This is a genomic window from Okeania sp. KiyG1, assembly GCF_014132355.1.
GTDB lineage: Bacteria > Cyanobacteriota > Cyanobacteriia > Cyanobacteriales > Microcoleaceae > Okeania.
The window spans coordinates 52,600-73,897 of record NZ_BLZO01000046.1; the positions used below are offsets into that span (position 1 = coordinate 52,600).

The window sequence follows — 21,298 nt, forward strand, 5'->3', positions numbered from 1 at the left end:
AGCTCAAATTAACAAGAATATAATTTTATAATAATTAAAGTATTTTGGCAAAATTTATTTACAATTAGCAACATCTATATATTTGAGAATAAACTATATCTAGTGTCTTTGCATAAGTTATACCATTTCTCAAAAGTAATGCTATGCTTGGAAGGCAGTAAAAATAACTAAAAAAACCATAAAGGCTAGTTAACAATACAATTACGTTAATAAATAGTATTTAGAAATAGAAAATCCAAGTATAGCAAAGTTTTTGAGAATTAGTATTATGATAATTTTCTTGTTGAGGCGAGCGCTGAAAAAAAATGTAGCGTTAGCGGAGCTTTGCGTCAGCAATCGCTCTATTTGTCATACGCTATAGATAGTGTCTTTGCGTAAGTCCTGTGTATATCTACATACAATACTAAATGCCGAAGTAGAATTATGGTTTTTTGATGAACTTGACATCCTCTCCCGTTAAAGAGGAGGTCCTCCTGAGAAGGTCCTCCTAAATTAACTATCTAATACCATTTCTCACGCAAGAATGCTATGTATGATTGGGTGGGGAAGTTGGTTCGTGTGGGATGTTGGTTGGTGTGGGAAGTTAGTTCGTGTGGGAAGTTGGTTGGTGTGGGAAGTTAGTTCGTGTGGGAAGTTGGTTCGTGTGGGAGGTGGGGGGAGGGGTTAAAAGTAGGAAAAATAATTACTAACCGACTAATAATTGTCAAAAAAAGACTTGGAATCTTGGTAAATATTTGACTGTTGAAGTATAACTGAAGTATAACATTGCTTTTGGGAATTGGTATAATTAGGGTTTACGCTCATAAAGCTAAAAGTCAGGATAGCTTACGGTAATGGAGCTTTTTATATTCAGTTGATATCCTAGTTTATGGCTCTTATTGGCATCAATTTACTGAAATTTTCTGCTGAAATTCAAGAAAATTTCTTCACATAAAATGGCCGAAACCGTTGTCTGTTCCCCACATCTGGTGCGTTCCCGCGTCTGGTGCGTCCCCGCGTCCTACCCCCAGCAACCAATTTTTTTAGCAGACCCTAATTATACTGATGCTACCGGATTTGATATAAAAACTCAATCTCTTTTCCCTTTTTTTTCAAATATTTCTGTTTATCTTTTATGTTACTTGGGCAAAAAGTCTATTGATATGATTAATTTTAATTATGGAATAGTGTAAACTAAATAAATACCAGGTCATCTATCAAATGTTATCTAAACATTATTAAACATTAAAATTTGCTCAATAAAACATGATTATTAAATTTGTTTATTCATCAAAAGGAAGGGTGTAAACGTTATGCTGACAAGTGTAGAGCGTCTTTTATTTATTAGAGCTGTGCCAATTTTTAGAGAATTAAGAGATGATTTCTTAGTACGTTTAGCTTCTGTTATGGATGAGCTATCTTTTCCTAATAGTCATAGTATTTTTACTGAAGGGCAAGAGGGAAGGTCTCTTTATATTGTGGTATCTGGTAAAGTTAGAGTTCATTTGGCAGACCGGGAGTTAGCAAGGTTAGAACAAGGAGCTTGTTTTGGTGAAATGTCTTTGTTTGATGCTGAACCTCGTTCTGCTTCTGTCACTACTTTAGAAACTTGTGAGTGTTTGATGTTAACTCAAATGCAACTTTATGATGCAATTGATGAAACACCGGATATTGCTATTAATATTATTCGTTTGTTGTCTCGTCGTATTCGTGAACTTAATCAAAAACTTAATGCTAGAGAAAATAATATGGCTACTACTAAGGTAGCCGAGTTTCGTTAGTTGACCAAAACATTAAGTAAATTGGTTTTGTCTAAGCAAAACCAACATCGTTTTTATCATACTATTTCTTCTAGTACATAAGATAGGCAGGGAATGCAAAGCTCGAAAATTATGACTAGAATAGACGAAAAATAAATGGATAACTATAAGGCTTATTAGGATTATTCATCACATTGAGAATGGCAATAATTGGCATAACAAAACTAATAATTGCTAACAAAACTAATAAAGGAATGCCAATAATCAACGAGGTTAATATGCCGAATATAATAGCGTAAATATAAATATTAATATGAAAATTCAAAGATTCTTTAGCATTAGTTTTTACAACTGAATCATCAGTTAAGAGTAAAATAGCTATTGGTATCCCTACAGATACAATAGTTGTACTCAAGAAAATTGCTCCATGACATAAAACTGATAGAATTTTTCTTTTGTCAGCATCCATTAAATATTTCTCCTGATTCAAATTAGATATTTGTTTTTTCAAGTCAAAAAACAAGAGGCAGAGGCCAGTAATTTAGTGGTTATGAAATTGACTTAAGTCTAATTATAGCTCTGTTGTTTGTTTTGTTTTCTGGCGGATAGGAATTTAAATTAAAAATTATGTTCCTTGTTTTGGTGTAGAAGTACAATTTAGTTTGCCCTGATGTTTTTCAACAATAACTTGATAACTAATTGATAATCCTAGACCAGTACCACTGACTACAGGTTTCGTAGTAAAGAATGGGTCAAATATTTTCTGACAAACTATTTGTGTGATGGCTATACCATTATCCGAAATTATCATTAGACATCTCCAAAATGGAAAATAAGGTAAAATTATCAGAGCCGTTTATGTATGCGATCGCTAAAATGAATCCAACTTTAGAATATATTTATAATCATCCAAAGCAAACAAAAAGAATTATTGGCATTAGTTATGAACAACTAATAAAATTAATAGAAAATGCTCAGAAAATTGAAGCAGAAGTAAGATACAGAAAAGCTATTTGTGAAAAAAGGTTAATCAAAGCAGGAGGTGGTAGAAAAAAAATACTAAGTAGTGAGTCATAAATTCTATTAATTTTATATTATTTACATAATATACCGACATTTCAATTGTTGGCAATAAATTTTGGAGTTAGTGAATCAACTGCTAACAATATATTCCATTATTGGGTAGACATTTTTCGGAAATTTTTACCAGCAAGCTTGTTGGAGCAAGTCAAAAAAAAAGAATCAGATGAATTCTGGGTTAAAGAAATATTGAAAGAGCTAGAATTAATTGTAGACAGTACAGAACAAGATAGAGAAAGACCAGTACACCAGGAAAAACAGAAAAAATATTATTCAGGGAAACAAAAAGTCATACATTTAAAAACCAAATAATAATTACAGAGAAAGGAGAAGAAATAGTGGATGTAGTAGTAGGAGAAAGAGGTCCAGAAAGTGATATAAATTTATTCAAAAAACAACAAAAAAGTTTGATAAAGAACAAAAATTTCAAGGAGATAAAGGATATCAAGGAGGGGAAGAGTAGACACACCAAAAAAGAAAAAAAGAAACAAAAAAATGTCAAAATAAGCAAAGAAAGAGAATCAAAAAAAAAGCTCAGAAAAGAATATTTGTGGACCATGTAATAAGGCTGATAAAAATATTTGGAATAGCACGAGAAAGATTTAGATTAAAAGAATTTAATTATGAAAAGGTGCTCTTAACAATATGTAGTTTAGTTAGACTAAGAATAGGAGCATTAATACTAGCATAATTCACAATTTATGTAGGAAATAAAAGACAGAAAAAAAGTATAAGAATGGTAAATAATTAACAGTAACTATCTCTAATACTGTAAAGTAGGTAAAAAAGGACTATCTTGAGGAGATGGCGATCGCTCCCTAAAAGATAGTTACAGTAAGCGCTTGATAATTTTTGGAGATGTCTATTGCTACTTCTCCAGAAGATATAGCTTTTGTACTAATTTTAATAGTTGGTAAATTTTCCTGAGTATCTAAATGAGTATCTAAATTAGTATTTAATTTTTTACTTCTTTTATTTCCATTTTCTGCTAAAGCATCAATAGCATTAGAAATAATGTTCATAAATACTTGATTTATCTGACTAATATCATGTCCGGTTGAATAATTACACTTTGGAGAAGGGAAGGCAGAAGGCAGCTATGCTGTTTGCGCAGCATGACCTAGGAAAGGGAAAGAAAAGTTCAAAGGGAGAAGGTTTTTTATAACTGATTATCCGGACATGATATAACATAACATTTATTTATACTGATGATTTAAGACCAGCTTTATTTGCAAAAGTATAATTACCGAATAATTAATAATTAGGGTTTGCTGAAAAAGTCTTATGAGTGAAGGGAGGAGTCAGAACTCAGGAGTCAGAACTCAGGAGTCAGGAGAAATGGGAATTAATTAGGAGGTAGTCGGAAAAATTGTCCCTCAATTTTTCTGCCATAATCATCTCAAAATACTATAGCAATCAGGAATCAGTTGTGAGAATTGAGATGTTCCTTAAAAGTATAGAATATAGCAATTACTATACTTAGGACTTACGCAGATACGCTATATATAGCGCTCAAAACTATTGTCCAATCGTCTTTGAACTCTATAAATAGTGCCTTTGCGTAAGTGCTGATATTTATATAATCTGTTTTTTCCTTCTTCCCTGTTCCCTGTTCCCAGATCCCAGATCCGGTGTTCCCTGTTCCCTAAAAGTTTGCAATATCTCACAACTCAAGTCATATTGCTATAGCTTTTTGAGCTGTTCGGTGGGAAAAGCTGGTACTTTTTTCAACCCAAAAACGCTAAAGCCTTTATTTATCAATACTTTGAGAATTAATCAGCAAGCCCTAATTAATGATTTGGTAATTATTCGGTAATTATTCAGCTTTATTATCCTCCCCTTTCAACGGGAAAAAAGCGGTCGTTTGCGGAGCAGTCCGTTAGGATGGGATGGCGCCATTCGGAGCGGCTCTGTCAAGAGCGGGTCTCCTCGCCATCCCACCCTACGGGAAGCTCTGCTTTTTCCGTTTGTCATGCTCCACAAACATGTTGCGTAGCAAAACGACCGCTTGTTTCTCCTGTAAAGGAGAGGCTTTAAACCTTAATTATTCGGTGAGGAATATAGTTTCCTGTATTCCAAATATTTGAGAAAAACTCCATATAATATCATGTCCGGATAATTAGTTATAAAAAAACTTTCTCCTTCTTCTCCTGTTCTCCTCTTCCTTCTTCTTTCTTCCTTCCTGACTTCCCCTCCCCTCCACGGTCGGGGTTAGGGGTGGGTTGACTCCTGAGTTCTGACTCCTCCGTAGTTATTTATAACTGTTCAACCGGACATGATATAACTTACCTCTGGTCATAAATCATTCAATTATTTAGTTTTAATTTGTTTAATATTGCCTTGATTCTATTTATTTGTTTTTTATTTTAAGGTGATATATATAGTAGTTTTAGGGCAGATTATATGATAATTATAAATATATCAAATATTATAGTCTAGCTCAATATATAATATGATTAACTGTTGCATATTTTAGGGGTTAAACTAAGTAATGTCCATTGAAATTGAAACCGAATTGCAAACAGCCGTAGATAAACGGCGTAACTTTGCGATTATTTCCCATCCTGATGCGGGTAAAACTACTCTTACAGAAAAGCTTTTGTTGTATGGAGGTGCTATTCATGAAGCTGGTGCAGTAAAAGCTAAAAGAGCACAACGTCATGCTACTTCTGACTGGATGGAAATGGAACAACAACGGGGTATTTCTATTACTTCAACAGTTTTACAATTTGAATATCAAAACTGTCAAATTAACCTCTTAGATACTCCTGGTCACCAAGATTTTAGTGAAGATACATATAGAACTTTAGCTGCAGCAGATAACGCTGTAATGTTAGAAGATTCTGCTAAAGGTTTAGAACCTCAAACTCGCAAATTATTTGAAGTATGTAAGATGCGAAAACTACCCATTTTTACATTTTTTAATAAGATGGATAGACCAGGACGAGAACCTTTAGAACTCTTGGATGAAATAGAAAAGGAATTAGGTTTAAAAACATATCCTGTAAATTGGCCTATAGGTATGGGCGATCGCTTTAAGGGAGTTTTTGATAGAAGAAAAAAAGAAATTCATCTGTTTGAGCGTAGCGTTCATGGTAGTAAAGCTGCAAGAAATACGGTAGTAAATTTGGGCGACCCTCGCATCGAAGAATTACTGGAGCAAGACCTTTATTACCAACTTAAAGAAGATATAGAATTGCTGGAAGAATTAGGTTCAGATTTAGATTTAGAAGAGATACACAAAGGTGAAATGACGCCTGTATTTTTTGGCAGTGCTATGACTAATTTTGGGGTGCAATTATTCTTAGATGCTTTTTTAGAATATGCTCTCAAACCGGGTACTCATAAAAGTACAGTAGGAGAAATTTCTCCTACTTATCAAAATTTCACTGGATTTGTGTTTAAATTGCAGGCTAATATGGACCCGAAACACCGAGATAGGGTGGCTTTTATTCGGGTTTGCACGGGAAGATTTGAAAAAGATATGACTGTTAGTCATGCTAGAACAGGTAAAACAGTTCGATTATCTCGCCCACAAAAGTTATTTGCTCAAGATAGAGACTCTATTGAAATTGCTTATCCAGGAGATATAATTGGTTTAAATAATCCAGGGGTATTTGCTATAGGAGATACTATTTATAATGGCAAGAAATTAGAGTATGAAGGTATCCCCTGTTTTTCACCAGAAATATTTGCTTATTTAAGAAATCCTAATCCTTCTAAATTTAAGCAATTTCGGAAGGGAGTTAATGAGTTACGAGAGGAGGGTGCTGTACAAATTATGTACTCTGCAGATGAGGCAAAAAGAGACCCTATTTTAGCTGCTGTTGGGCAACTTCAATTAGAGGTTGTTCAGTTCCGAATGCAAAATGAATATGGAGTTGAAACTAATTTGGAAATGTTGCCTTTTACTGTGGCGCGTTGGGTTAATTCTGGTTGGGATGTGTTGCGACAAGTTGGTAGGTTATTTAATACTGTAGCTGTAAAAGATAGCTGGGGACGACCTGTTTTACTGTTCAAAAATGAGTGGAATTGTCAACAGGTAGAATCTGAGCATCCAGAGTTAAATTTGAATACTACTGCACCTGTTGTTTCTGGTCAGGAACCGGAGTCTTTATAAGCAGAAGGAGGAAGGAGGAAGGAAGAAGGAGGAAGGAGGAAGGAGGAAGTTCAATTTCAAATATAATTTTTCACTCTATTTTTGTAAGGATTTAGCCGTCAACATTTCCTGCAGAATGCTCCGCAAACAGCTATCAGCTTCATTCCCTTGAATTGTATAAGTCAAAAACTCAAAACAAGTCTTTCTTGTGCTTAAATTTATAGGTAAAAAATGTAGTATAAGTTAAACTAATTTTGTAAGCATTCAGCCGTCAGCCAGCCTCCTATGGTCGGAACTGCGTTATCAGCTAGCCTCCTATGGTCGGAACTACGTTAACAGCTATTGCTTTTAGTCTAGGATCAAAGCAATATTTAATTGTCTTACTACAAAAGTTGCCTCCTTTGCCCTTAAAGTCAGTTGTTAATTTAAACACTGTCCTTAAGGAGACATTCTTATTGCTGAAGTCCGCAGTTCCTCCGGAGGAGGCTAGCTGACAGCTAATAGCTGTTTGCGCAGCAGTCCGCAGGAAATGCTTACCTAATTTTTATTTCATTCATTAAAAAGCTGATAGCTGACCGCTAATATCTGATTGCTTACCTATTTTTGATAGAGAGCTACGATTTTTCCAATTTGTTGAAACAATTAAAGTCAGTAAGAAGGAAGAAGTTAGAAGAAAAGGTTTAATTTAGTACCTAGTACTTTACTTTTATTCTTCTTCCCTATTGTCATTAGCAGTTAGGTTAAAACACTATATCAATATGGTTAAAATTATAGTGGCACACAATCTATAATACCTGAGAAAGTCTGTTAGGGTTTGCGGTAGCATGACCATAGGAAAGCTTTGCGTCAGCAAAGGAAAACTCAAGTCAGCACAAAGGAAAGTGTCCAGAAGAAAGAAAGGTTATAAACCTAGACAAAAAGCAATTAAACAATTAGCCAAGAAACATAGAAAAGTAGCTGATACTAGAAAAGATTTTCACTTGAAAACTGCTAATAATTTATTATCTAAATATGACATTATTGCAGTAGAAAAGCTAAACATCAAAGCCATAGTTAAATCTAGATTAGCTAAGTCTGTACATGATGCAGGTTGGGGAAACTTCAAGACTATATTAACTAACAAAGCCGTTAGGGCAGCTCCTCTGTTTGCGTTTGCGTAGCATCCCGTAGGGAAGCATGACCAAGGAAAAGAGGAAAAAGCTGGTCAGTTAATTGTAGAAGTTAAACCTCATGGAAGGTCAAATGAATGTAGTAATTGTGGGCATAAAGTCAAGAAAACTTTGGCTCAAAGACAGCATCAATGTCCTAACTGTAATTTATAAATTGGTAGAGACTTAAATGCTGCAATTAATATAAAAAATAGAGCCAAAGTATTGATTAAAGACTTGCTAGCACCAATCAAATTTGAATCATATAAAGGTACTCAATTGAGCCTATTCGCGCATCAATTGGAGAGGCCGGGCATTCCTTGTGAGCTCAGTTTATGTCTACATAGTAGAGTCGCGCTCGTAGCCCGCTTTGTAGCTTGTCTCAAAGTCGGGAGTATGTCACCCACATAATTATCGGGAGCAATATTAATGCTATCCCCATTTTATGAAGCACTCGGTAGTTAGTTTGAAGTAGACCCCAATTTCTGCTTAGGGTTGCGAATGTGGCAATAGTCATTTCATTTTATGAAGCACTCAGAAAGTTAGTCTGACCTCAAACTAATTTCTGCTTAGGGTTGCGAATATCGCAATAGTCATTTCATTTTATGAAGCACTCAGGAAGTTAGTCTGACCTCAAACTAATTTCTGCTTAGGGTTGCGAATATCGCAATAGTCGTTTCATTTTATGAAGCACTCAGGAAGTTAGTCTGACCTCAAACTAATTTCTGCTTAGGGTTGCGAATATCGCAATCAATAGCTTTAACAATGGAAAAATGTGTAACTTCTGATTATACAAGTTTAATTTTATTAAAGGCGATCGCCTATTACAATAAACTAGAACAAATCAGGACTTACGCACCAAGCGCCTTATGTAGTAGGGGCGAATGGCATTTGCGCTCCGCAAAGCTCCGAATTGCGCCCCATACCGATAGCGTATTGTCTAAGAATTTGCGTAAGTCCTGCAAATAACAAAATCTGACTAATTCAACAAACCATGATTAGTAAAATAGCATTAGCTCTGGCTACACAAAATATTGGTCAATGGCTTGGTTTTTCATGTCCTTTGAATCTATGCCTCCGGCAGGCTTCGCCAACAGAAAGCTGTATCTGTAATGGATGCAGTTGATTTAAAGGTAGGGGTCAATGACAGTCCCTCAACTTATGAGAAGTAAAAATAGGCGGATTTATCCCCTGTTTTTACAACCGTCAGAATCCACGCGGTTTTAACCCGTGGAGTGTCAAATTACCCATTCTCATACTAAATAATTCAATGATTGCCAGTGCCTTTACTGCTTCTATAACACCTAATACACTGGTTCAAAAAGAGACACCAGAAAATCTAGCTGCTCAAGCATTATATTACGCTGAAAATGCTTCGACCTTCAACAACCATCCTGAATATCAAAAAGATTTTCACTACCATCTTCACAATTTTTGTGATATTCTAAGAGTAAGATGGGATTGTTCGTCTACACACATGATTTTTTATTCAACTAAGTTTGTTTATATATTCACAAAGTTGTCTCAGGAGCAATACCAGAAATTATTTCATCTTGTGAAGCTTTTAAAAGTAAAGAGCTTTACCTCCATTTATACTCACTAGAAAACCATCAAATTTTTCATTCTCTGAAGCACCAAAAAAACGGCGGGTCAAAAGATTTTCACTACCATCTTCACAATTTTTGTGATATTCTAAGAGTAAGATGGGGTTGTTCGTCTATACACATGATTTTTTATTCAACTAAGTTTGTTTATATATTCACAAAGTTGTCTGAGGAACAATACCAAAAATCTTTTCATCTTGTGAAGCTTTTAAAAGTAAAGAGCTTTACCTCCATTTATACCCACTAGAAAACCATCAAATTTTTCATTCTCTGAAGCACCAAAAAACGGCGGGTCAAAAGATTTTCACTACCATCTTCACAATTTTTGTGATATTTTAAGAGTAAGATGGGGTTGCTTACCTATACGCATGATTTTTTATTCAACTAAAATAGTATAGTTTTAAGTGCAATCAGAAATATTGTAGAAAAGAATATCAACGAAAAAGACACCTTTAGAGCTTCTATAAATATAGAAATTTATGTTATTTAATGCTTCATCTAGTCATCTTTCAACAATTAATAATTAATAATTAATAATTAATAATTACCTCTTCTTTTCAAGGAGAGGTAAGCATTTCCTGCGGAATGCGGAGCTAACAGCTATTAGCAGTCAGCTATCAGCTATCATGATGAGGTTTTAATGAATATAGACTGTTGAGCGCCAGCTTTTATAGTTAGTAGTCGTGTAAAAATAACTTGAACAGTTTTTTTAATGGAAGCTATATTTCACAATTTATCCCAGATAAAATTTGTACAACTTATTCAATCATGGCTCCTTAAGTATAAATTCTGCCTAAATTAGTAAAGCTTTTATCTAAAACTAAAAGCAATAGCTGATGGCTAATAGCTGACAGCTGAATGCTTACAAGAAGAGGATTGAAGCTTAAGGAAATTTTTTTCTTTTTTCTCCTTTAAAGAAGAGGCTTTAAACCTTAATTATTCGGTAAATTCGTATTAAAAATCTATGTTTTACCGAAAACTTAATAATTAATAATTATTAATTAAATAATTCAGCTTACTCTGCCTCCCCTTGGCTGCGCCGCGAGCTGTCGCTCTACAAGGGAAAAAAGCGGTCGATCTTCGGAACTTCCCGAAGGGTGGGATGGCGAGGTCTCGGAGTCATATCCAATAGACCAAGAGAAGAAATAATATTTCCTTACATTCAATTCCGTAACAGTTTTAACCAGAGGTAATTATCCATTATCCATTATCCATTAATGAACTTCCCTGTTTTGTTGAATGTAGAGACCAAACCGCTAAGATGAAATATTACAATATAAGCATAGATTGCCATATAAACTTAGGGTTTTTATATTTAATGTTCCATCTAAATTATTTGTGCATCCGTGTCAAAAATCCATGCCCTACCTTCCTTATTTCCCGAATTACTACTCCTTATTCTCTCAAACAAAATGTTCCATCTAATCATCCGTGAATCCCTGTCAAAAATCCGTGTTTTGCCTTTCCTATTTCCCAAATTACTACTCCCTAAAACAAACAAAACCACAACAAAATGATAAAAATCATCCATCTTTCCGACATTCATATTGGCAGTGGTTTTTCCCATGGTCGTATCAACCCAGAAACAGGTTTAAACACTCGCCTCGAAGACTTTATTTATAGTCTAAAACTTTGTATAGATAGAGCAATTTCTGAACCAGTTGATTTAGTTATTTTTGGTGGAGATGCTTTCCCAGATGCTACTCCCGCACCATACATAAAACAAGCTTTTTCTCGTGAATTACGCCGTTTAGTAGATGCTCAAATTCCCACAGTATTATTAGTAGGAAATCACGACCAACATTCCCAGGGTCAAGGAGGGGCAAGTTTAGGTATTTATAGTACTTTAGGAGTGCCCGGAGTTGTGGTAGGCGATCGCATAGAAACTCACAATATTCAAACTAAAAGTGGTGCTATTCAGGTTATTACTTTGCCTTGGTTAACTGCTTCTAGTCTGATGACAAAATCTGAGACTGAAAGTTTATCGATGGGTAAAGTTAATGAGTTATTAATTGAAAAATTGAAGTTGGTATTAGAAGGAGAAGTTCGCAAATTAAATCCAGAAATTCCGACGGTACTTTTAGCTCATTTAATGGCAGATAGGGCAAGTTTAGGTGCAGAACGTTTTTTAGCTGTGGGTAAGGGTTTTAATATTCCTGTTTCTTTGTTAAATCGTGATTGTTTTGATTATGTAGCTTTAGGTCATGTTCATAAACATCAAAATTTGAATAAGTCTAATAATCCACCAATTATTTATCCGGGTAGTATTGAAAGAGTAGATTTTAGTGAGGAGAAAGAAGAGAAAGGTTTTGTTTTGCTTGAATTAGAAAAAGGTGCTGTTAAATGGGAATTTTGTTCTTTGCCTGTGCGAAATTTTTATACTATTAAGGTTAATGTTTCTGAAGTAGAAAATCCACAAGCTGAATTGTTAAAATCTATTAGTAAAACTCAGATAAAAGATGCTGTAGTGCGGTTAATTTATCAGTTACGTTCGGAGCAGTTAGATTTGATTGATAATGGAGTATTACATCAAGCTTTAGGTGAGGCACATACTTATACTATTCAACCAGAATTAGTCAGTCAGTTAGCAAGACCCCGTTTACCAGAATTGGCAAAAGGTAATAGTATCGATCCGTTAAAAGCATTAAAAACTTATTTAGAAAGTAGGGAAGATATTCAAGATATTCAGGAAGAAATGTTAGAAGCTGCTGCTAAATTACTATCAGATGGAGTAGATTTGTCGGCAGAAAATTCAGAGAGTCAGTTAAGTTTATTTAGCAAATAGGCATTTTCAGGGAGTAGGCAACAGGCAACAGCTCATCTGGGAGAAAGAGTTGATAATTTATGGATAATAATTGATTTTATTTTTAATTTTGGAGATGCCTAATAATTGCTCTTTCTATTCTCCCTTTTTCCTCACCTTTACTAATAGGACTCGTTTCAATAATTGATAATTGATAATGGATAATTGATAATTACCTCTTCCTTTTAGGGAGAGGATTGAATAAAAGGAAAGTTTTTTCTCTCTTGGTCGATTGGATATGGCGAGGAGACCGCTCTTATCAGAGCCGCTCCGCTGTTAGCCTTTGCGGTAGCATTCCGGAACGGAAAGCTTTGCGGTAGCAAACGCCATCCCTCGACCGCTTGTTTCTCCTTTAAAGGAGAGGCATTTTACCTTAATTATTCGGTAAAAATAACCCGAAAAGTTTTTTTAACTTTGTCTAGCAGAAGTCCCGCACCATAGTTGACTTGGTGTCGAGATGAATGCGTCCTAGCCTTGCTACCACCAATCAAATTTGAATCATTTGACATCCTCCCGACGCTCCCCTACGGGAGAGCGCGGGATTCCCATCCATCAGGACAACCGAAGTTGAATTGACTCAGGGTGGGTAGACGACTCATTGCCATCAACTACCTTTTTACGGTTAGAATTACGTCGGCTCCTCGTCTTGTTTAACGTCTCGGGCTGCCCGCCCGCGACGATAGCCTCCTGTGGAGGAGCTACGCTAACAAAAAGTGATAGTTGTACAGGATTTTCAGAAAAGTGTTTCTTTGAGTGTTTCAGCTTTGTTTTTTGGTTGAACAACTTCTAGAATATTCAGTGCAGCATTGACATCTCTATCGTGAAACGTACCACAATTGAGACAAGTCCATTCTCTAACATTTAATTCTTTTTTGCCACCACGGAAACCACAACAACTGCATTTTTGACTTGTCGGTTCCCAACGGTTAATTACCCTAAACTCACGACCATATTTCTCACCCGATCGCCTCTGTTAAAGTATAGCATGGGTTGGCATTCATCCCGACGCTCCCCTTCGGGAGAGCGCGGGTATAAATGCCAACATTAGATAATACAAGTTTTTCAACTAGGGGGAAAGCTTATGCTGGGATGGCATGCAAATTGAATCGGCATCGAACCCATTCAATTGGCCGCCGATTCACAGATTATGGCGTGAGGCTCAAGGGCGATCTAGCTAAATCAATTAGAGAGGCCGGGCATTCCTTGTGAGCTCAGTTTATGTCTACATAGTAGAGTCGCGCTCGTAGCCCGCTTTGTAGCTTGTCTCAAAGTCGGGAGTATGTCACCCAAATCGATATCCAAAACCTCTAACTGTGATTACATACTCTGGTTTACTAGGATTTAACTCTAATTTTTCCCGTAACCAACGAATATGAACATCAACAGTTTTACTATCCCCAATAAAGTCTGGCCCCCAAACTTGTTCTAATAATTGTTCGCGAGACCAAACTCTGCGTGGATAACTCATAAATAGCTCAAGTAAGCGAAATTGCTTGGGGGAAATTTTCACTTCTTGACCCCTAACGGTTACTCGGCATTCTTCTGGATAAAGAGCTATATCCTTATACTGAAGCATAATTGGTTGAGGCAGTTGACCTAGACGTTGGCGACGCATCAAAGACCGACAACGAGCCATAAATTCCCGCATCCCAAAAGGTTTAGTCAAATAATCATCTGCTCCAGCTTCTAAATAAAAAGCACAATTATTCCCACTGCCTCTTGCTCCTAAAATCATGATTGGTATAGAATTGCCTTGATGTCTTAACATCCGACATAGGTCTAGACCATTAATTGAGTCAAGAATTAGAAGATTGAAAAAAGGTTCACTTTGAATTGATGAATAATTCTGAACCGTAGGAATTACACTACGTCCGTCTGGAGCAATAACTACTTCACAACCTTGTTCTTCTAGAGCTAAGGCTAACATATCCCGAAATAGTTCTTCAGATTCTAATAGCAAGACTTTGCTAGTTATTCTCACGCCAGACTTTAAAAGACTTTCGCTTATATCGGGGGAAAACATAAATATCGCTTTTGTGTATTTGACAGTAAATCATTAATGTTGCCTGAGGTGAAAATTTAGGCGATCGCTAATTTTGTAGCTAATTAACTTAATTAATGTTCAACCATCCAACAGCTAAAAGCACTGGATTTTTTATCCATTGATACAACGCATTCTGACTTTGAAATATTGCTGTTGCTATACTAATAGTAGAAATAGCGGGGCCTGCTCTGTAGTCAGGCCATTGGTTGTTTCTTGGGAAAAGTATCAAGTTAGTAAGCATTGCCCACTTCCATATTGCATTGTTGTGCTGGATACAAAACTTGGATGTCCTTATATTATGTCTAATAAGTTAAACAAAAGTTAACTTAAGGTTATCAAAAGGTTAAATTATTTTTTAATGACACGCTCTAGCTATAAGCTATCAGCCGAAAAATTGGTACATATACAGCACTTACGCACGCATATCAAATTATACACAATCTGCAGGGGCGTTAACGATAGTTATGCGCAAGCTTTCGGCCGTTTGCTGACTCATAGCTCTGATAGGAGGGGTAAAACATCCCTTTTGTGTTCCGGAACAGTTTTTCACCATTGAAATGTCAAGATTGAGAAATTTAGGAGTAAAACATCCCCCTTTGTGTTCCGGAACAGTTTTTCACCATTGAAATGTCAAGATTGAGAAATTTAGGAGTAAAACATCCCCCTTTGTGTTCCGGAACAGTTTTCACCATTGAAATGTCAAGATTGAGAAATTTAGGAGTAAAACATCCCCTTTGTGTTCCGGAACAGTTTTCACCATTGAAATGTCAAGATTGAGAAATTTAGGAGTAAACATCCCCTTTGTGTTCCGGAACAGTTTTCACCATTGAAATGTCAAGATTGAGAAATTGAGGAGTAAAAACATCCCCTTTGTGTTCCGGAACAGTTTTTCACCATTGAAATGTCAAGATTGAGAAATTGAGGAGTAAAATATCCCCTTTGTATTCCGGAACAGTTTTTCACCATTGAAATGTCAAGATTGAGAAATTGAGGAGTAAAAACATCCCCTTTGTGTTCCGGAACAGTTTTTCACCATTGAAATGTCAAGATTGAGAAATTGAGGGTAAAATATCCCCTTTGTATTCCGGAACAGTTTTCACCATTGAAATGTCAAGATTGAGAAATTGAGGAGTAAATATCCCCTTTGTGTTCCGGAACAGTTTTCACCATTGAAATGTCAAGATTGAGAAATTGAGGAGTAAAATATCCCCTTTGTGTTCCGGAACAGTTTTCACCATTGAAATGTCAAGATTGAGAAATTGAGGAGTAAAATATCCCCTTTGTGTTTCGGAACAGTTTTTCACCATTGAAATGTCAAGATTGAGAAATTGAGGAGTAAAATATCCCCTTTGTGTTTCGGAACAGTTTTAACCATTGAAATTTCAAGATTGAGAAATTTAGGTTATATTTAACAAATTAATTTCTATTTAAAGTTTGATTAATTCTCCTACTTATATTTAAGATAAAAAGTATAAATAATTAAAAAATGTTACTACAATTAAGTACTTGGTCTGAAGTCGAAACTTATCTGAGTCAATCTCAAGGTATTATTCTGCCAATAGGTTCTACGGAGCAACATGGGCCAACAGGATTGATTGGCACAGATGCTATTTGTGCAGAAGTTATATCTAAAGGAGTGGGAGAAACAGTAGAAGCATTAGTCGGACCGACGATTAATGTAGGTATGGCATTACATCATACTGGTTTCCCAGGTACAATCAGTCTGCGGCCTAGTACGATGATTCAAGTAATTCGTGACTATATAGTTTGTTTAACTAGGTCTGGGTTTACCAAATTTTTCTTTATTAATGGCCATGGAGGCAATATTGCGACTCTTAAGGCTGCCTTCTCAGAAACTTATGCTCATTTGGCCGATCTAAATATTGCCAATGGGGATTTGGTCAAGTGCAAAGTAGGAAATTGGTTTATGTGTAGCTCAGTTTATAAATTAGCTAAAGAATTATATGGCGATGGAGAAGGTTCTCACGCTACACCTAGTGAAGTAGCTTTAACTCAGTATGTTTACCCAGAAGCTATTAAACTAGCACCACTTTCAGAAGATGTAGCTAGTGGTTATCCAATATATGGTGCCGCTAATTTTCGTCACCGATATCCTGATGGTCGGATGGGTTCAAACCCTGCATTAGCTACCCCTGAACATGGTAAGCAGTTTTATGAGTTGGCAGTAAAGGAACTGAGTAATTCTTATTTGCAATTTGTTAATGGTGACTAGAAGAAGGAAGAAGGAAGAAGTAAGAGGGAAGAAGGAAGAACAGTTTTTCAGCATTGACAGCAGATTGCAGGTATATGAGGTACATATACTAATGATAAAGTCTTTGTAGTGCAGGCATCTTGCCCGCCACAGATGTACCTCACCAAGATGAAATTTGCTATATTTATTGGGCTAAAGCTTGATTTTTAGTCAAATATACTTTACCCATAACCTCTAGAAATCACTAAAATTATCCGTAATATTCTTTTTTCATCCACAGTATTATACCAAGTCCTTTTGAGAAAAGAGATCGATCATCTTTACCGAAAAATTCAGGTATAAAGCCTCTCCATTCATGGAGAAAAAAGCGGTCGAAGGATGGCTCCGAAACCTGCGCCATATCCATGAGACCAAGAGAAAAAAAATCCTTTTTATCCAATCCTCCTATTTATCAGAAGGGGTAATTCTAAATTCTAAATTCTAAATTCTAAATTCTAAATTCTTGAACTGTTCCCTTAACTTAAAATACATTTAATCTATATAATTTTCTACTTCAAACCTTTACTTAGTTTAAATTACTATTTCAATTTAGATATTGATAGTTGCAAAAACAGAAATTTGAGTTAATATAGAACTCATAAACCAATTAATTATACCTAGCAAAACCGATACATAAAATCAGTAAAATAATAGACAAAAAGCTAATAATATTACTTTTTATCACTTCTTACCTAAAAAAGTACGTTTTGAAAGATTACTTTATTCTTACTGACAGAATAAGTAATTCCTCTACTGTAAAAATATGGAGAAAAAAACAAATAACTTCTCTCTCAAATACAGATATTAAGTTTCAGGGGTCAAGATTGTGAACAACCAATTAAAAGTTTCTCTAGTAGGTATCTTAGCAACCGTTGGTCTCTGGGGTTTCATGCCTCAATCAGAAGCCAAAGCAGAACAATTAGAAACTACTGACAAAGTAGTATTTACTTGTGTTTCAGTTAACGCTGCGGAAAATCAATATGCTACTGTTCCTCAAATAGTTCGTGAAACACGGGATACAAGTGAGCGTGGACTTTTAGGTGGATATCCCCTAGTAAAACGAGAAGTTATTCAAGTTTCTTCTAAACCAATGATTGTGTGGAGTGCAACTCTCTCTTCCGATCATCCTAAAGGTGCTTATACTCCTGACCGTCGTTGTCAATCTGTTAGCACTCGTCTAACTAACCTTGCTTATTCTTTGGGAATGCAATCTTTTGCAGATATCAGCAACATTGGAGTTGTAAACTATGAGCAAGTAGTTTATGTTTCTCCAGAACAAGAACCTAGCTTCGATAATGTAGTATTTACATTAAAACCAGGAAATCGTGATAAATCAGAAGAGATTATCACTCAATTTAAAGATTTCGGACAAGGTAATGCTAGTGACGAACCTATCTACGAATAAGTAAATGGTTTTAGTAGAGATGTTGAGGGAATAAATAAGCAAATAAATTTTCCCTCTTCATTCCTTATTTCTGAACTATCTAGTTGCTGAACTATTTAGATTGGATAATGTTGAGAAAAGGCTCGTTTAAAATAAGTTTCTCTTCTCAATTCAAACTATAATAAATAGGAAATATCAATCAAAATCTATACAGGATTTTCTCAGGCACTAATGGCTTAGTTTTCTCTAAGTTTGTGTCTGTTTTAACTACTTTATTAATTAATTTCTAATTTCATTCTCAAAATCATACTTTCTAAATTAAGTTACCTCAAAAGTAGTTAATTATGGGATAATCAAATAACGCTAAAGCGTTAATTTGTTTACCTAAAATATCTCAATCAATTGTCAAGAGGAAAAAAATGAAAGTTACAACTACTAAGACTTTATTTACTGCAACATTAACAATGTTTTGTGCTGTTAGCTTAAGTGCTACTCCCGCAAAAGCTCAAGAAAAGTCAGTAACGAATGTTACAGGTTCCTCAGAACAATTGTTGAGTACCAGTGCTAATAGTTTACCCAAGAATAGAAATATGAGTTTAACTCAACAATCTACTACTAGAGGTAGACAGGGATTATCTAGAGATGCACTAGATGATGTCACAAATAGCATTAATCTTCAAATGCGGAAAAGTAGAGACCCACAATGGAAAAGTGAGAAACAATGGTTTGATGAAAAGTGGGATTCTTTGTCTGTAGAATTTTAGCTGAATCGCCGAGAAGCCTCACACTATAATATGCAGATTTGGTGTGAGATGAATCGGTGGCAAATTGAATAGGTTCGATGCCCATTCAATTTGCATGCTATCCCAGCAGAAACCTTCACCCTAGTTGAAAAACTTGTATAATAATCTGGCAATAACCCTGGAAACTTTCCACCATGCGCACTGCCTACCAATATAAATTAAGGCCGAACAAACAACAAATAGCCACAATAGAAATGTGGTTGGAATTGTTGCGTCGGCAGTACAACTATCGGTTAGGCGAGCGGTTCTCATGGTGGTCAGAAAACCGTTGTCCAGTTAACGCCTGCCCCTAGGTGATGCCAATTCCTCAACTAAGAGATAATCCAGATTATTACTCTCAAAAAGAGATTTGGTCAATACCAAAGACAAATTTCCTGAGTACAAGCTAATTCATTTTCAGGTTTTGCAAGATTGCATAAAACGGGTAAAACTTGCCTTTGATAGATGGTTTAAGAGCAGACAAAAATGGACATAAATTAGGAAAACCAAGGTTTAAGGGAAAAGGACGTTATCGCAGTTTTACTTATCCTCAAATCAAACAAAACTGCATTGAAGGAAACAAGATCGACTTGCCCAAAATAGGAAAAGTCAAGTTGATTCAGCATCGTCCAATACCAGAAGGTTTTCACTCTTAAACAGTAACAATTAGTCGTAAAGCTGACGGTTATTATGTAACTTTATCCCTAGAAGACAAATCAGTCCCAGCTTTAACAACTAAAGTAGAACCAACATTAAAAAATACTCTGGGAATTGATATGGGGCTAAAGGAATTCTTAGTAACAAGTGAAGGAGAATCAGTTCCTATCCCTAAATACTATCGCTCTTCTCAGCAGCGATTAAAGACTCTACAAAAACGTTTATACTCGAAAAAGAAAGGAAGCAAAAGATGGTTAAAAGCTGTTATAGCTGTAGCTAAACAACATAAAAAGATAGCCGATAAACGTAAAGATTTTTATTTCAAAACAGCCAATGAATTGTTATCACTCATCCGAAGTTATCGCCCAGACGCGGAGCGGCGTGGAGCAAACTTAAATATCAAAGGGCTAGCAAAGACTCGTTTGAGTAAATCAATTAACGATGCGATTTGGGGGACAATTCCTGTCTATTTTAACTGTCAAAGCCGTTAGCGCAGCTCCGACCCAGGAGGCAAATGCTGGAGGTGAAAACTATAGCAGTGAACCCCAAAAATACCAGCCAAGATTGCTCAAATTGTGGAGAAAAAGTTGATAAAGAATTAAACATACGAACTCATTCTTGTCCGCATTGCGGTATTGTCATAGACCGCGACTGGAATGCAGCAATAAATATCAAAAATAGGGCGGTAGAGCATTCCGTCTTTAAAGCTCGTGGAGTCCGACGGGATACCGGGACTGCGAAACGAGAGAGCTTACACTATAGCTTCAGCTTAGTGTGGGAGTATGTCACTTAATAGACATAGGCGTGATAATAAAAAATCAAATTAATTATCACACAGGAATTATCAATTCTTTCTGCCTACTGCCTCTTTTCTGTGATAATTGTATTAACGGGAATACCCCAACTCAGAGATTCCATTTTTTTGAACTGCTCAAAAGATGGTTGAGAGCCATCTGTAAAATTAAATGCTCCAATTCCAGCAATAGGATATTTTGAGCGTCCGTTAATACCAATTAACTGACCTTTACTGTTTAAAATCGGTCCACCACTCATGCCACTTTTAATATCATTGCTATAGCCTAATTGATATCCTTGGCTGAGGGTGCGACTGGGTAACATTTCTACAGCTCCTAAAGTTAACTTAAAAGCACGACTACCCCAAGTACGGGTACTACTAATTTCTAAGGAGTCTGGTTGATGCCAATTGGGAAAACCTGCTGCAATTACAGTTTCTCCTACTGAAAGTAGATTACTGTTGGCAATTTCTACAACTTGATAAGGGCGATCGCTAGTAAATTGCAATAATGCTACGTCCAGGTTGCCTATTTGAGGAGATGAAACTAGGGTGGCTTGATGAGTCATCCCATCTCCACTCATAATTGGGTAAAGTTTATTAGGGTTATTGTCAATTACATGACGATTAGTAACAACGGTGTAGGTATTACCTTGCCGTTGGATAATTACTCCAGAACCAGCACTGTTGTCTGTAAAAATTCTTACAGTAATTTGTTGGGCAATATTAGATACTAATGATGGAAGTTGTTGTGAATCTACTTCACTTGGTTTTGTATAGTAAGCTGAATTTTCTACACTGGTTTGAGAGTAAGCACCAGGTACAAATGTGGCGATCAAAAATAGCGAAGCTCCTAATATTTTACTACTTAACTTAAATATTGATTTATTATTTTTCATTTTATTAACACTTTT

22 protein-coding genes and 2 pseudogenes are annotated in these 21,298 nt (G+C 35.8%); 17 read left to right on the forward strand and 7 right to left on the reverse strand.

Annotation, left to right across the window (positions count from 1 at the left end):
• Window positions 1-532 precede the first annotated feature (532 nt).
• Together SAGCYANO_RS47430 and SAGCYANO_RS08615 are read left to right on the forward strand one after the other, a co-directional pair.
• Window positions 533-667 (forward strand): hypothetical protein, encoded by a 135-nt coding sequence (locus tag SAGCYANO_RS47430; RefSeq protein WP_255502502.1) that lies wholly within the window; start codon window positions 533-535, stop codon window positions 665-667.
• A 625-nt stretch (window positions 668-1,292) separates the two neighbouring features.
• Complete coding sequence (locus SAGCYANO_RS08615; RefSeq protein ID WP_202219696.1) at window positions 1,293-1,760, forward strand: Crp/Fnr family transcriptional regulator; 468 nt, start codon at window positions 1,293-1,295, stop codon at window positions 1,758-1,760.
• A 115-nt stretch (window positions 1,761-1,875) separates the two neighbouring features.
• Here the strand turns inward: SAGCYANO_RS08615 and SAGCYANO_RS08620 are convergent, their stop codons facing one another.
• On the reverse strand, window positions 1,876-2,208 hold the full coding sequence (locus SAGCYANO_RS08620) for a DUF4870 domain-containing protein (RefSeq protein ID WP_202219709.1): 333 nt from the start codon (window positions 2,206-2,208) through the stop codon (window positions 1,876-1,878).
• Between the two features lie 156 nt (window positions 2,209-2,364).
• Window positions 2,365-2,544: pseudogene (locus tag SAGCYANO_RS08625) on the reverse strand (ATP-binding protein); the annotation flags it as partial.
• A 20-nt stretch (window positions 2,545-2,564) separates the two neighbouring features.
• Here SAGCYANO_RS08625 and SAGCYANO_RS44420 point away from each other — a divergent pair.
• Genes SAGCYANO_RS44420 through SAGCYANO_RS08640 form a run of 4 tightly spaced genes read left to right on the forward strand, consistent with a single transcriptional unit; the run spans window position 2,565 to window position 3,510 of the window.
• Window positions 2,565-2,816, forward strand: a complete 252-nt coding sequence (locus SAGCYANO_RS44420; protein WP_237395974.1) for a hypothetical protein — start codon at window positions 2,565-2,567, stop codon at window positions 2,814-2,816.
• Window positions 2,817-2,861: 45 nt separating this feature from the next.
• Window positions 2,862-3,131 (forward strand): transposase family protein, encoded by a 270-nt coding sequence (locus SAGCYANO_RS44425; protein WP_237395975.1) that lies wholly within the window; start codon window positions 2,862-2,864, stop codon window positions 3,129-3,131.
• Between the two features lie 26 nt (window positions 3,132-3,157).
• On the forward strand, window positions 3,158-3,382 hold the full coding sequence (locus tag SAGCYANO_RS08635; protein WP_202219697.1) for a hypothetical protein: 225 nt from the start codon (window positions 3,158-3,160) through the stop codon (window positions 3,380-3,382).
• Window positions 3,340-3,510, forward strand: a complete 171-nt coding sequence (locus tag SAGCYANO_RS08640) for a transposase family protein (protein WP_202219710.1) — start codon at window positions 3,340-3,342, stop codon at window positions 3,508-3,510. The genes SAGCYANO_RS08635 and SAGCYANO_RS08640 overlap by 43 nt, the downstream gene beginning before the upstream one ends.
• A 127-nt stretch (window positions 3,511-3,637) precedes the next feature.
• Here SAGCYANO_RS08640 and SAGCYANO_RS08645 read toward each other — a convergent pair whose 3' ends face one another.
• Window positions 3,638-3,841: a hypothetical protein gene (locus tag SAGCYANO_RS08645; RefSeq protein ID WP_202219698.1), complete on the reverse strand. Its 204-nt coding sequence runs from the start codon at window positions 3,839-3,841 to the stop codon at window positions 3,638-3,640.
• A gap of 1,469 nt (window positions 3,842-5,310) precedes the next feature.
• Here SAGCYANO_RS08645 and SAGCYANO_RS08650 point away from each other — a divergent pair.
• The 4 genes and pseudogenes from SAGCYANO_RS08650 to sbcD all read left to right on the forward strand — a co-directional run bounded on the left by SAGCYANO_RS08650 (window position 5,311) and on the right by sbcD (window position 12,455).
• The gene (locus tag SAGCYANO_RS08650) at window positions 5,311-6,939 is read left to right on the forward strand and encodes a peptide chain release factor 3 (RefSeq protein WP_202219699.1); all 1,629 of its coding nucleotides are present in this window, start codon (window positions 5,311-5,313) and stop codon (window positions 6,937-6,939) included.
• Between the two features lie 803 nt (window positions 6,940-7,742).
• Window positions 7,743-8,078 (forward strand): transposase, encoded by a 336-nt coding sequence (locus SAGCYANO_RS44430; protein ID WP_307785843.1) that lies wholly within the window; start codon window positions 7,743-7,745, stop codon window positions 8,076-8,078.
• 39 nt (window positions 8,079-8,117) lie between these two features.
• A pseudogene (locus tag SAGCYANO_RS49065) lies at window positions 8,118-8,240 on the forward strand (zinc ribbon domain-containing protein); the annotation flags it as partial.
• A gap of 2,943 nt (window positions 8,241-11,183) precedes the next feature.
• Window positions 11,184-12,455, forward strand: a complete 1,272-nt coding sequence (gene sbcD, locus SAGCYANO_RS08670) for an exonuclease subunit SbcD (RefSeq protein ID WP_202219702.1) — start codon at window positions 11,184-11,186, stop codon at window positions 12,453-12,455.
• A 751-nt stretch (window positions 12,456-13,206) separates the two neighbouring features.
• Here sbcD and SAGCYANO_RS08675 read toward each other — a convergent pair.
• The 3 genes from SAGCYANO_RS08675 to SAGCYANO_RS08685 all read right to left on the reverse strand — a co-directional run bounded on the left by SAGCYANO_RS08675 (window position 13,207) and on the right by SAGCYANO_RS08685 (window position 14,758).
• Window positions 13,207-13,404, reverse strand: a complete 198-nt coding sequence (locus tag SAGCYANO_RS08675; protein ID WP_307785849.1) for a zinc ribbon domain-containing protein — start codon at window positions 13,402-13,404, stop codon at window positions 13,207-13,209.
• Window positions 13,405-13,755: 351 nt separating this feature from the next.
• A complete protein-coding gene (locus SAGCYANO_RS08680; protein WP_202219703.1) occupies window positions 13,756-14,496 on the reverse strand; it encodes a winged helix-turn-helix domain-containing protein in 741 nt (246 codons plus the stop codon).
• Between the two features lie 88 nt (window positions 14,497-14,584).
• Complete coding sequence (locus SAGCYANO_RS08685) at window positions 14,585-14,758, reverse strand: hypothetical protein (RefSeq protein WP_202219704.1); 174 nt, start codon at window positions 14,756-14,758, stop codon at window positions 14,585-14,587.
• A gap of 1,245 nt (window positions 14,759-16,003) precedes the next feature.
• On the opposite strand from SAGCYANO_RS08685, the gene SAGCYANO_RS08690 reads away from it, so the two are divergent.
• The 7 genes from SAGCYANO_RS08690 (at window position 16,004) to SAGCYANO_RS49085 (ending at window position 20,384) form a co-directional block, all read left to right on the forward strand.
• The gene (locus SAGCYANO_RS08690; RefSeq protein WP_202219705.1) at window positions 16,004-16,750 is read left to right on the forward strand and encodes a creatininase family protein; all 747 of its coding nucleotides are present in this window, start codon (window positions 16,004-16,006) and stop codon (window positions 16,748-16,750) included.
• Window positions 16,751-17,594: 844 nt separating this feature from the next.
• Window positions 17,595-18,173 carry a COP23 domain-containing protein gene (locus SAGCYANO_RS08695; RefSeq protein WP_202219706.1) on the forward strand — a complete coding sequence of 193 codons (579 nt, stop codon included), beginning with the start codon at window positions 17,595-17,597 and terminating at the stop codon, window positions 18,171-18,173.
• 398 nt (window positions 18,174-18,571) lie between these two features.
• Window positions 18,572-18,916 carry a hypothetical protein gene (locus SAGCYANO_RS08700; protein ID WP_202219707.1) on the forward strand — a complete coding sequence of 115 codons (345 nt, stop codon included), beginning with the start codon at window positions 18,572-18,574 and terminating at the stop codon, window positions 18,914-18,916.
• Between the two features lie 173 nt (window positions 18,917-19,089).
• The gene (locus SAGCYANO_RS49070) at window positions 19,090-19,248 is read left to right on the forward strand and encodes a helix-turn-helix domain-containing protein (protein WP_307785844.1); all 159 of its coding nucleotides are present in this window, start codon (window positions 19,090-19,092) and stop codon (window positions 19,246-19,248) included.
• 144 nt (window positions 19,249-19,392) lie between these two features.
• The gene (locus SAGCYANO_RS49075; protein ID WP_307785845.1) at window positions 19,393-19,590 is read left to right on the forward strand and encodes a hypothetical protein; all 198 of its coding nucleotides are present in this window, start codon (window positions 19,393-19,395) and stop codon (window positions 19,588-19,590) included.
• A gap of 120 nt (window positions 19,591-19,710) precedes the next feature.
• Window positions 19,711-20,082 carry a transposase gene (locus SAGCYANO_RS49080; RefSeq protein ID WP_307785846.1) on the forward strand — a complete coding sequence of 124 codons (372 nt, stop codon included), beginning with the start codon at window positions 19,711-19,713 and terminating at the stop codon, window positions 20,080-20,082.
• A gap of 32 nt (window positions 20,083-20,114) precedes the next feature.
• A complete protein-coding gene (locus tag SAGCYANO_RS49085; RefSeq protein WP_307785847.1) occupies window positions 20,115-20,384 on the forward strand; it encodes a transposase in 270 nt (89 codons plus the stop codon).
• A gap of 65 nt (window positions 20,385-20,449) precedes the next feature.
• Here SAGCYANO_RS49085 and SAGCYANO_RS08710 read toward each other — a convergent pair.
• Window positions 20,450-21,298: serine protease (locus tag SAGCYANO_RS08710; protein ID WP_237395977.1), on the reverse strand; the 849-nt coding region annotated here is incomplete at its 5' end.

Bases quoted from the DNA above. Each gene is read 5' to 3' on its own strand.
- SAGCYANO_RS47430 (WP_255502502.1), top strand. From the start codon at position 533: ATGATTGGGTGGGGAAGTTGGTTCGTGTGGGATGTTGGTTGGTGTGGG.
- SAGCYANO_RS08615 (WP_202219696.1), top strand. From the start codon at position 1,293: ATGCTGACAAGTGTAGAGCGTCTTTTATTTATTAGAGCTGTGCCAATT.
- SAGCYANO_RS08620 (WP_202219709.1), bottom strand. From the start codon at position 2,208: ATGGATGCTGACAAAAGAAAAATTCTATCAGTTTTATGTCATGGAGCA.
- SAGCYANO_RS44420 (WP_237395974.1), top strand. From the start codon at position 2,565: ATGGAAAATAAGGTAAAATTATCAGAGCCGTTTATGTATGCGATCGCT.
- SAGCYANO_RS08645 (WP_202219698.1), bottom strand. From the start codon at position 3,841: ATGAACATTATTTCTAATGCTATTGATGCTTTAGCAGAAAATGGAAAT.
- SAGCYANO_RS08650 (WP_202219699.1), top strand. From the start codon at position 5,311: ATGTCCATTGAAATTGAAACCGAATTGCAAACAGCCGTAGATAAACGG.
- SAGCYANO_RS44430 (WP_307785843.1), top strand. From the start codon at position 7,743: ATGACCATAGGAAAGCTTTGCGTCAGCAAAGGAAAACTCAAGTCAGCA.
- sbcD (WP_202219702.1), top strand. From the start codon at position 11,184: ATGATAAAAATCATCCATCTTTCCGACATTCATATTGGCAGTGGTTTT.
- SAGCYANO_RS08680 (WP_202219703.1), bottom strand. From the start codon at position 14,496: ATGTTTTCCCCCGATATAAGCGAAAGTCTTTTAAAGTCTGGCGTGAGA.
- SAGCYANO_RS08685 (WP_202219704.1), bottom strand. From the start codon at position 14,758: ATGCTTACTAACTTGATACTTTTCCCAAGAAACAACCAATGGCCTGAC.
- SAGCYANO_RS08690 (WP_202219705.1), top strand. From the start codon at position 16,004: ATGTTACTACAATTAAGTACTTGGTCTGAAGTCGAAACTTATCTGAGT.
- SAGCYANO_RS08700 (WP_202219707.1), top strand. From the start codon at position 18,572: ATGAAAGTTACAACTACTAAGACTTTATTTACTGCAACATTAACAATG.
- SAGCYANO_RS49070 (WP_307785844.1), top strand. From the start codon at position 19,090: ATGCGCACTGCCTACCAATATAAATTAAGGCCGAACAAACAACAAATA.
- SAGCYANO_RS49080 (WP_307785846.1), top strand. From the start codon at position 19,711: ATGGGGCTAAAGGAATTCTTAGTAACAAGTGAAGGAGAATCAGTTCCT.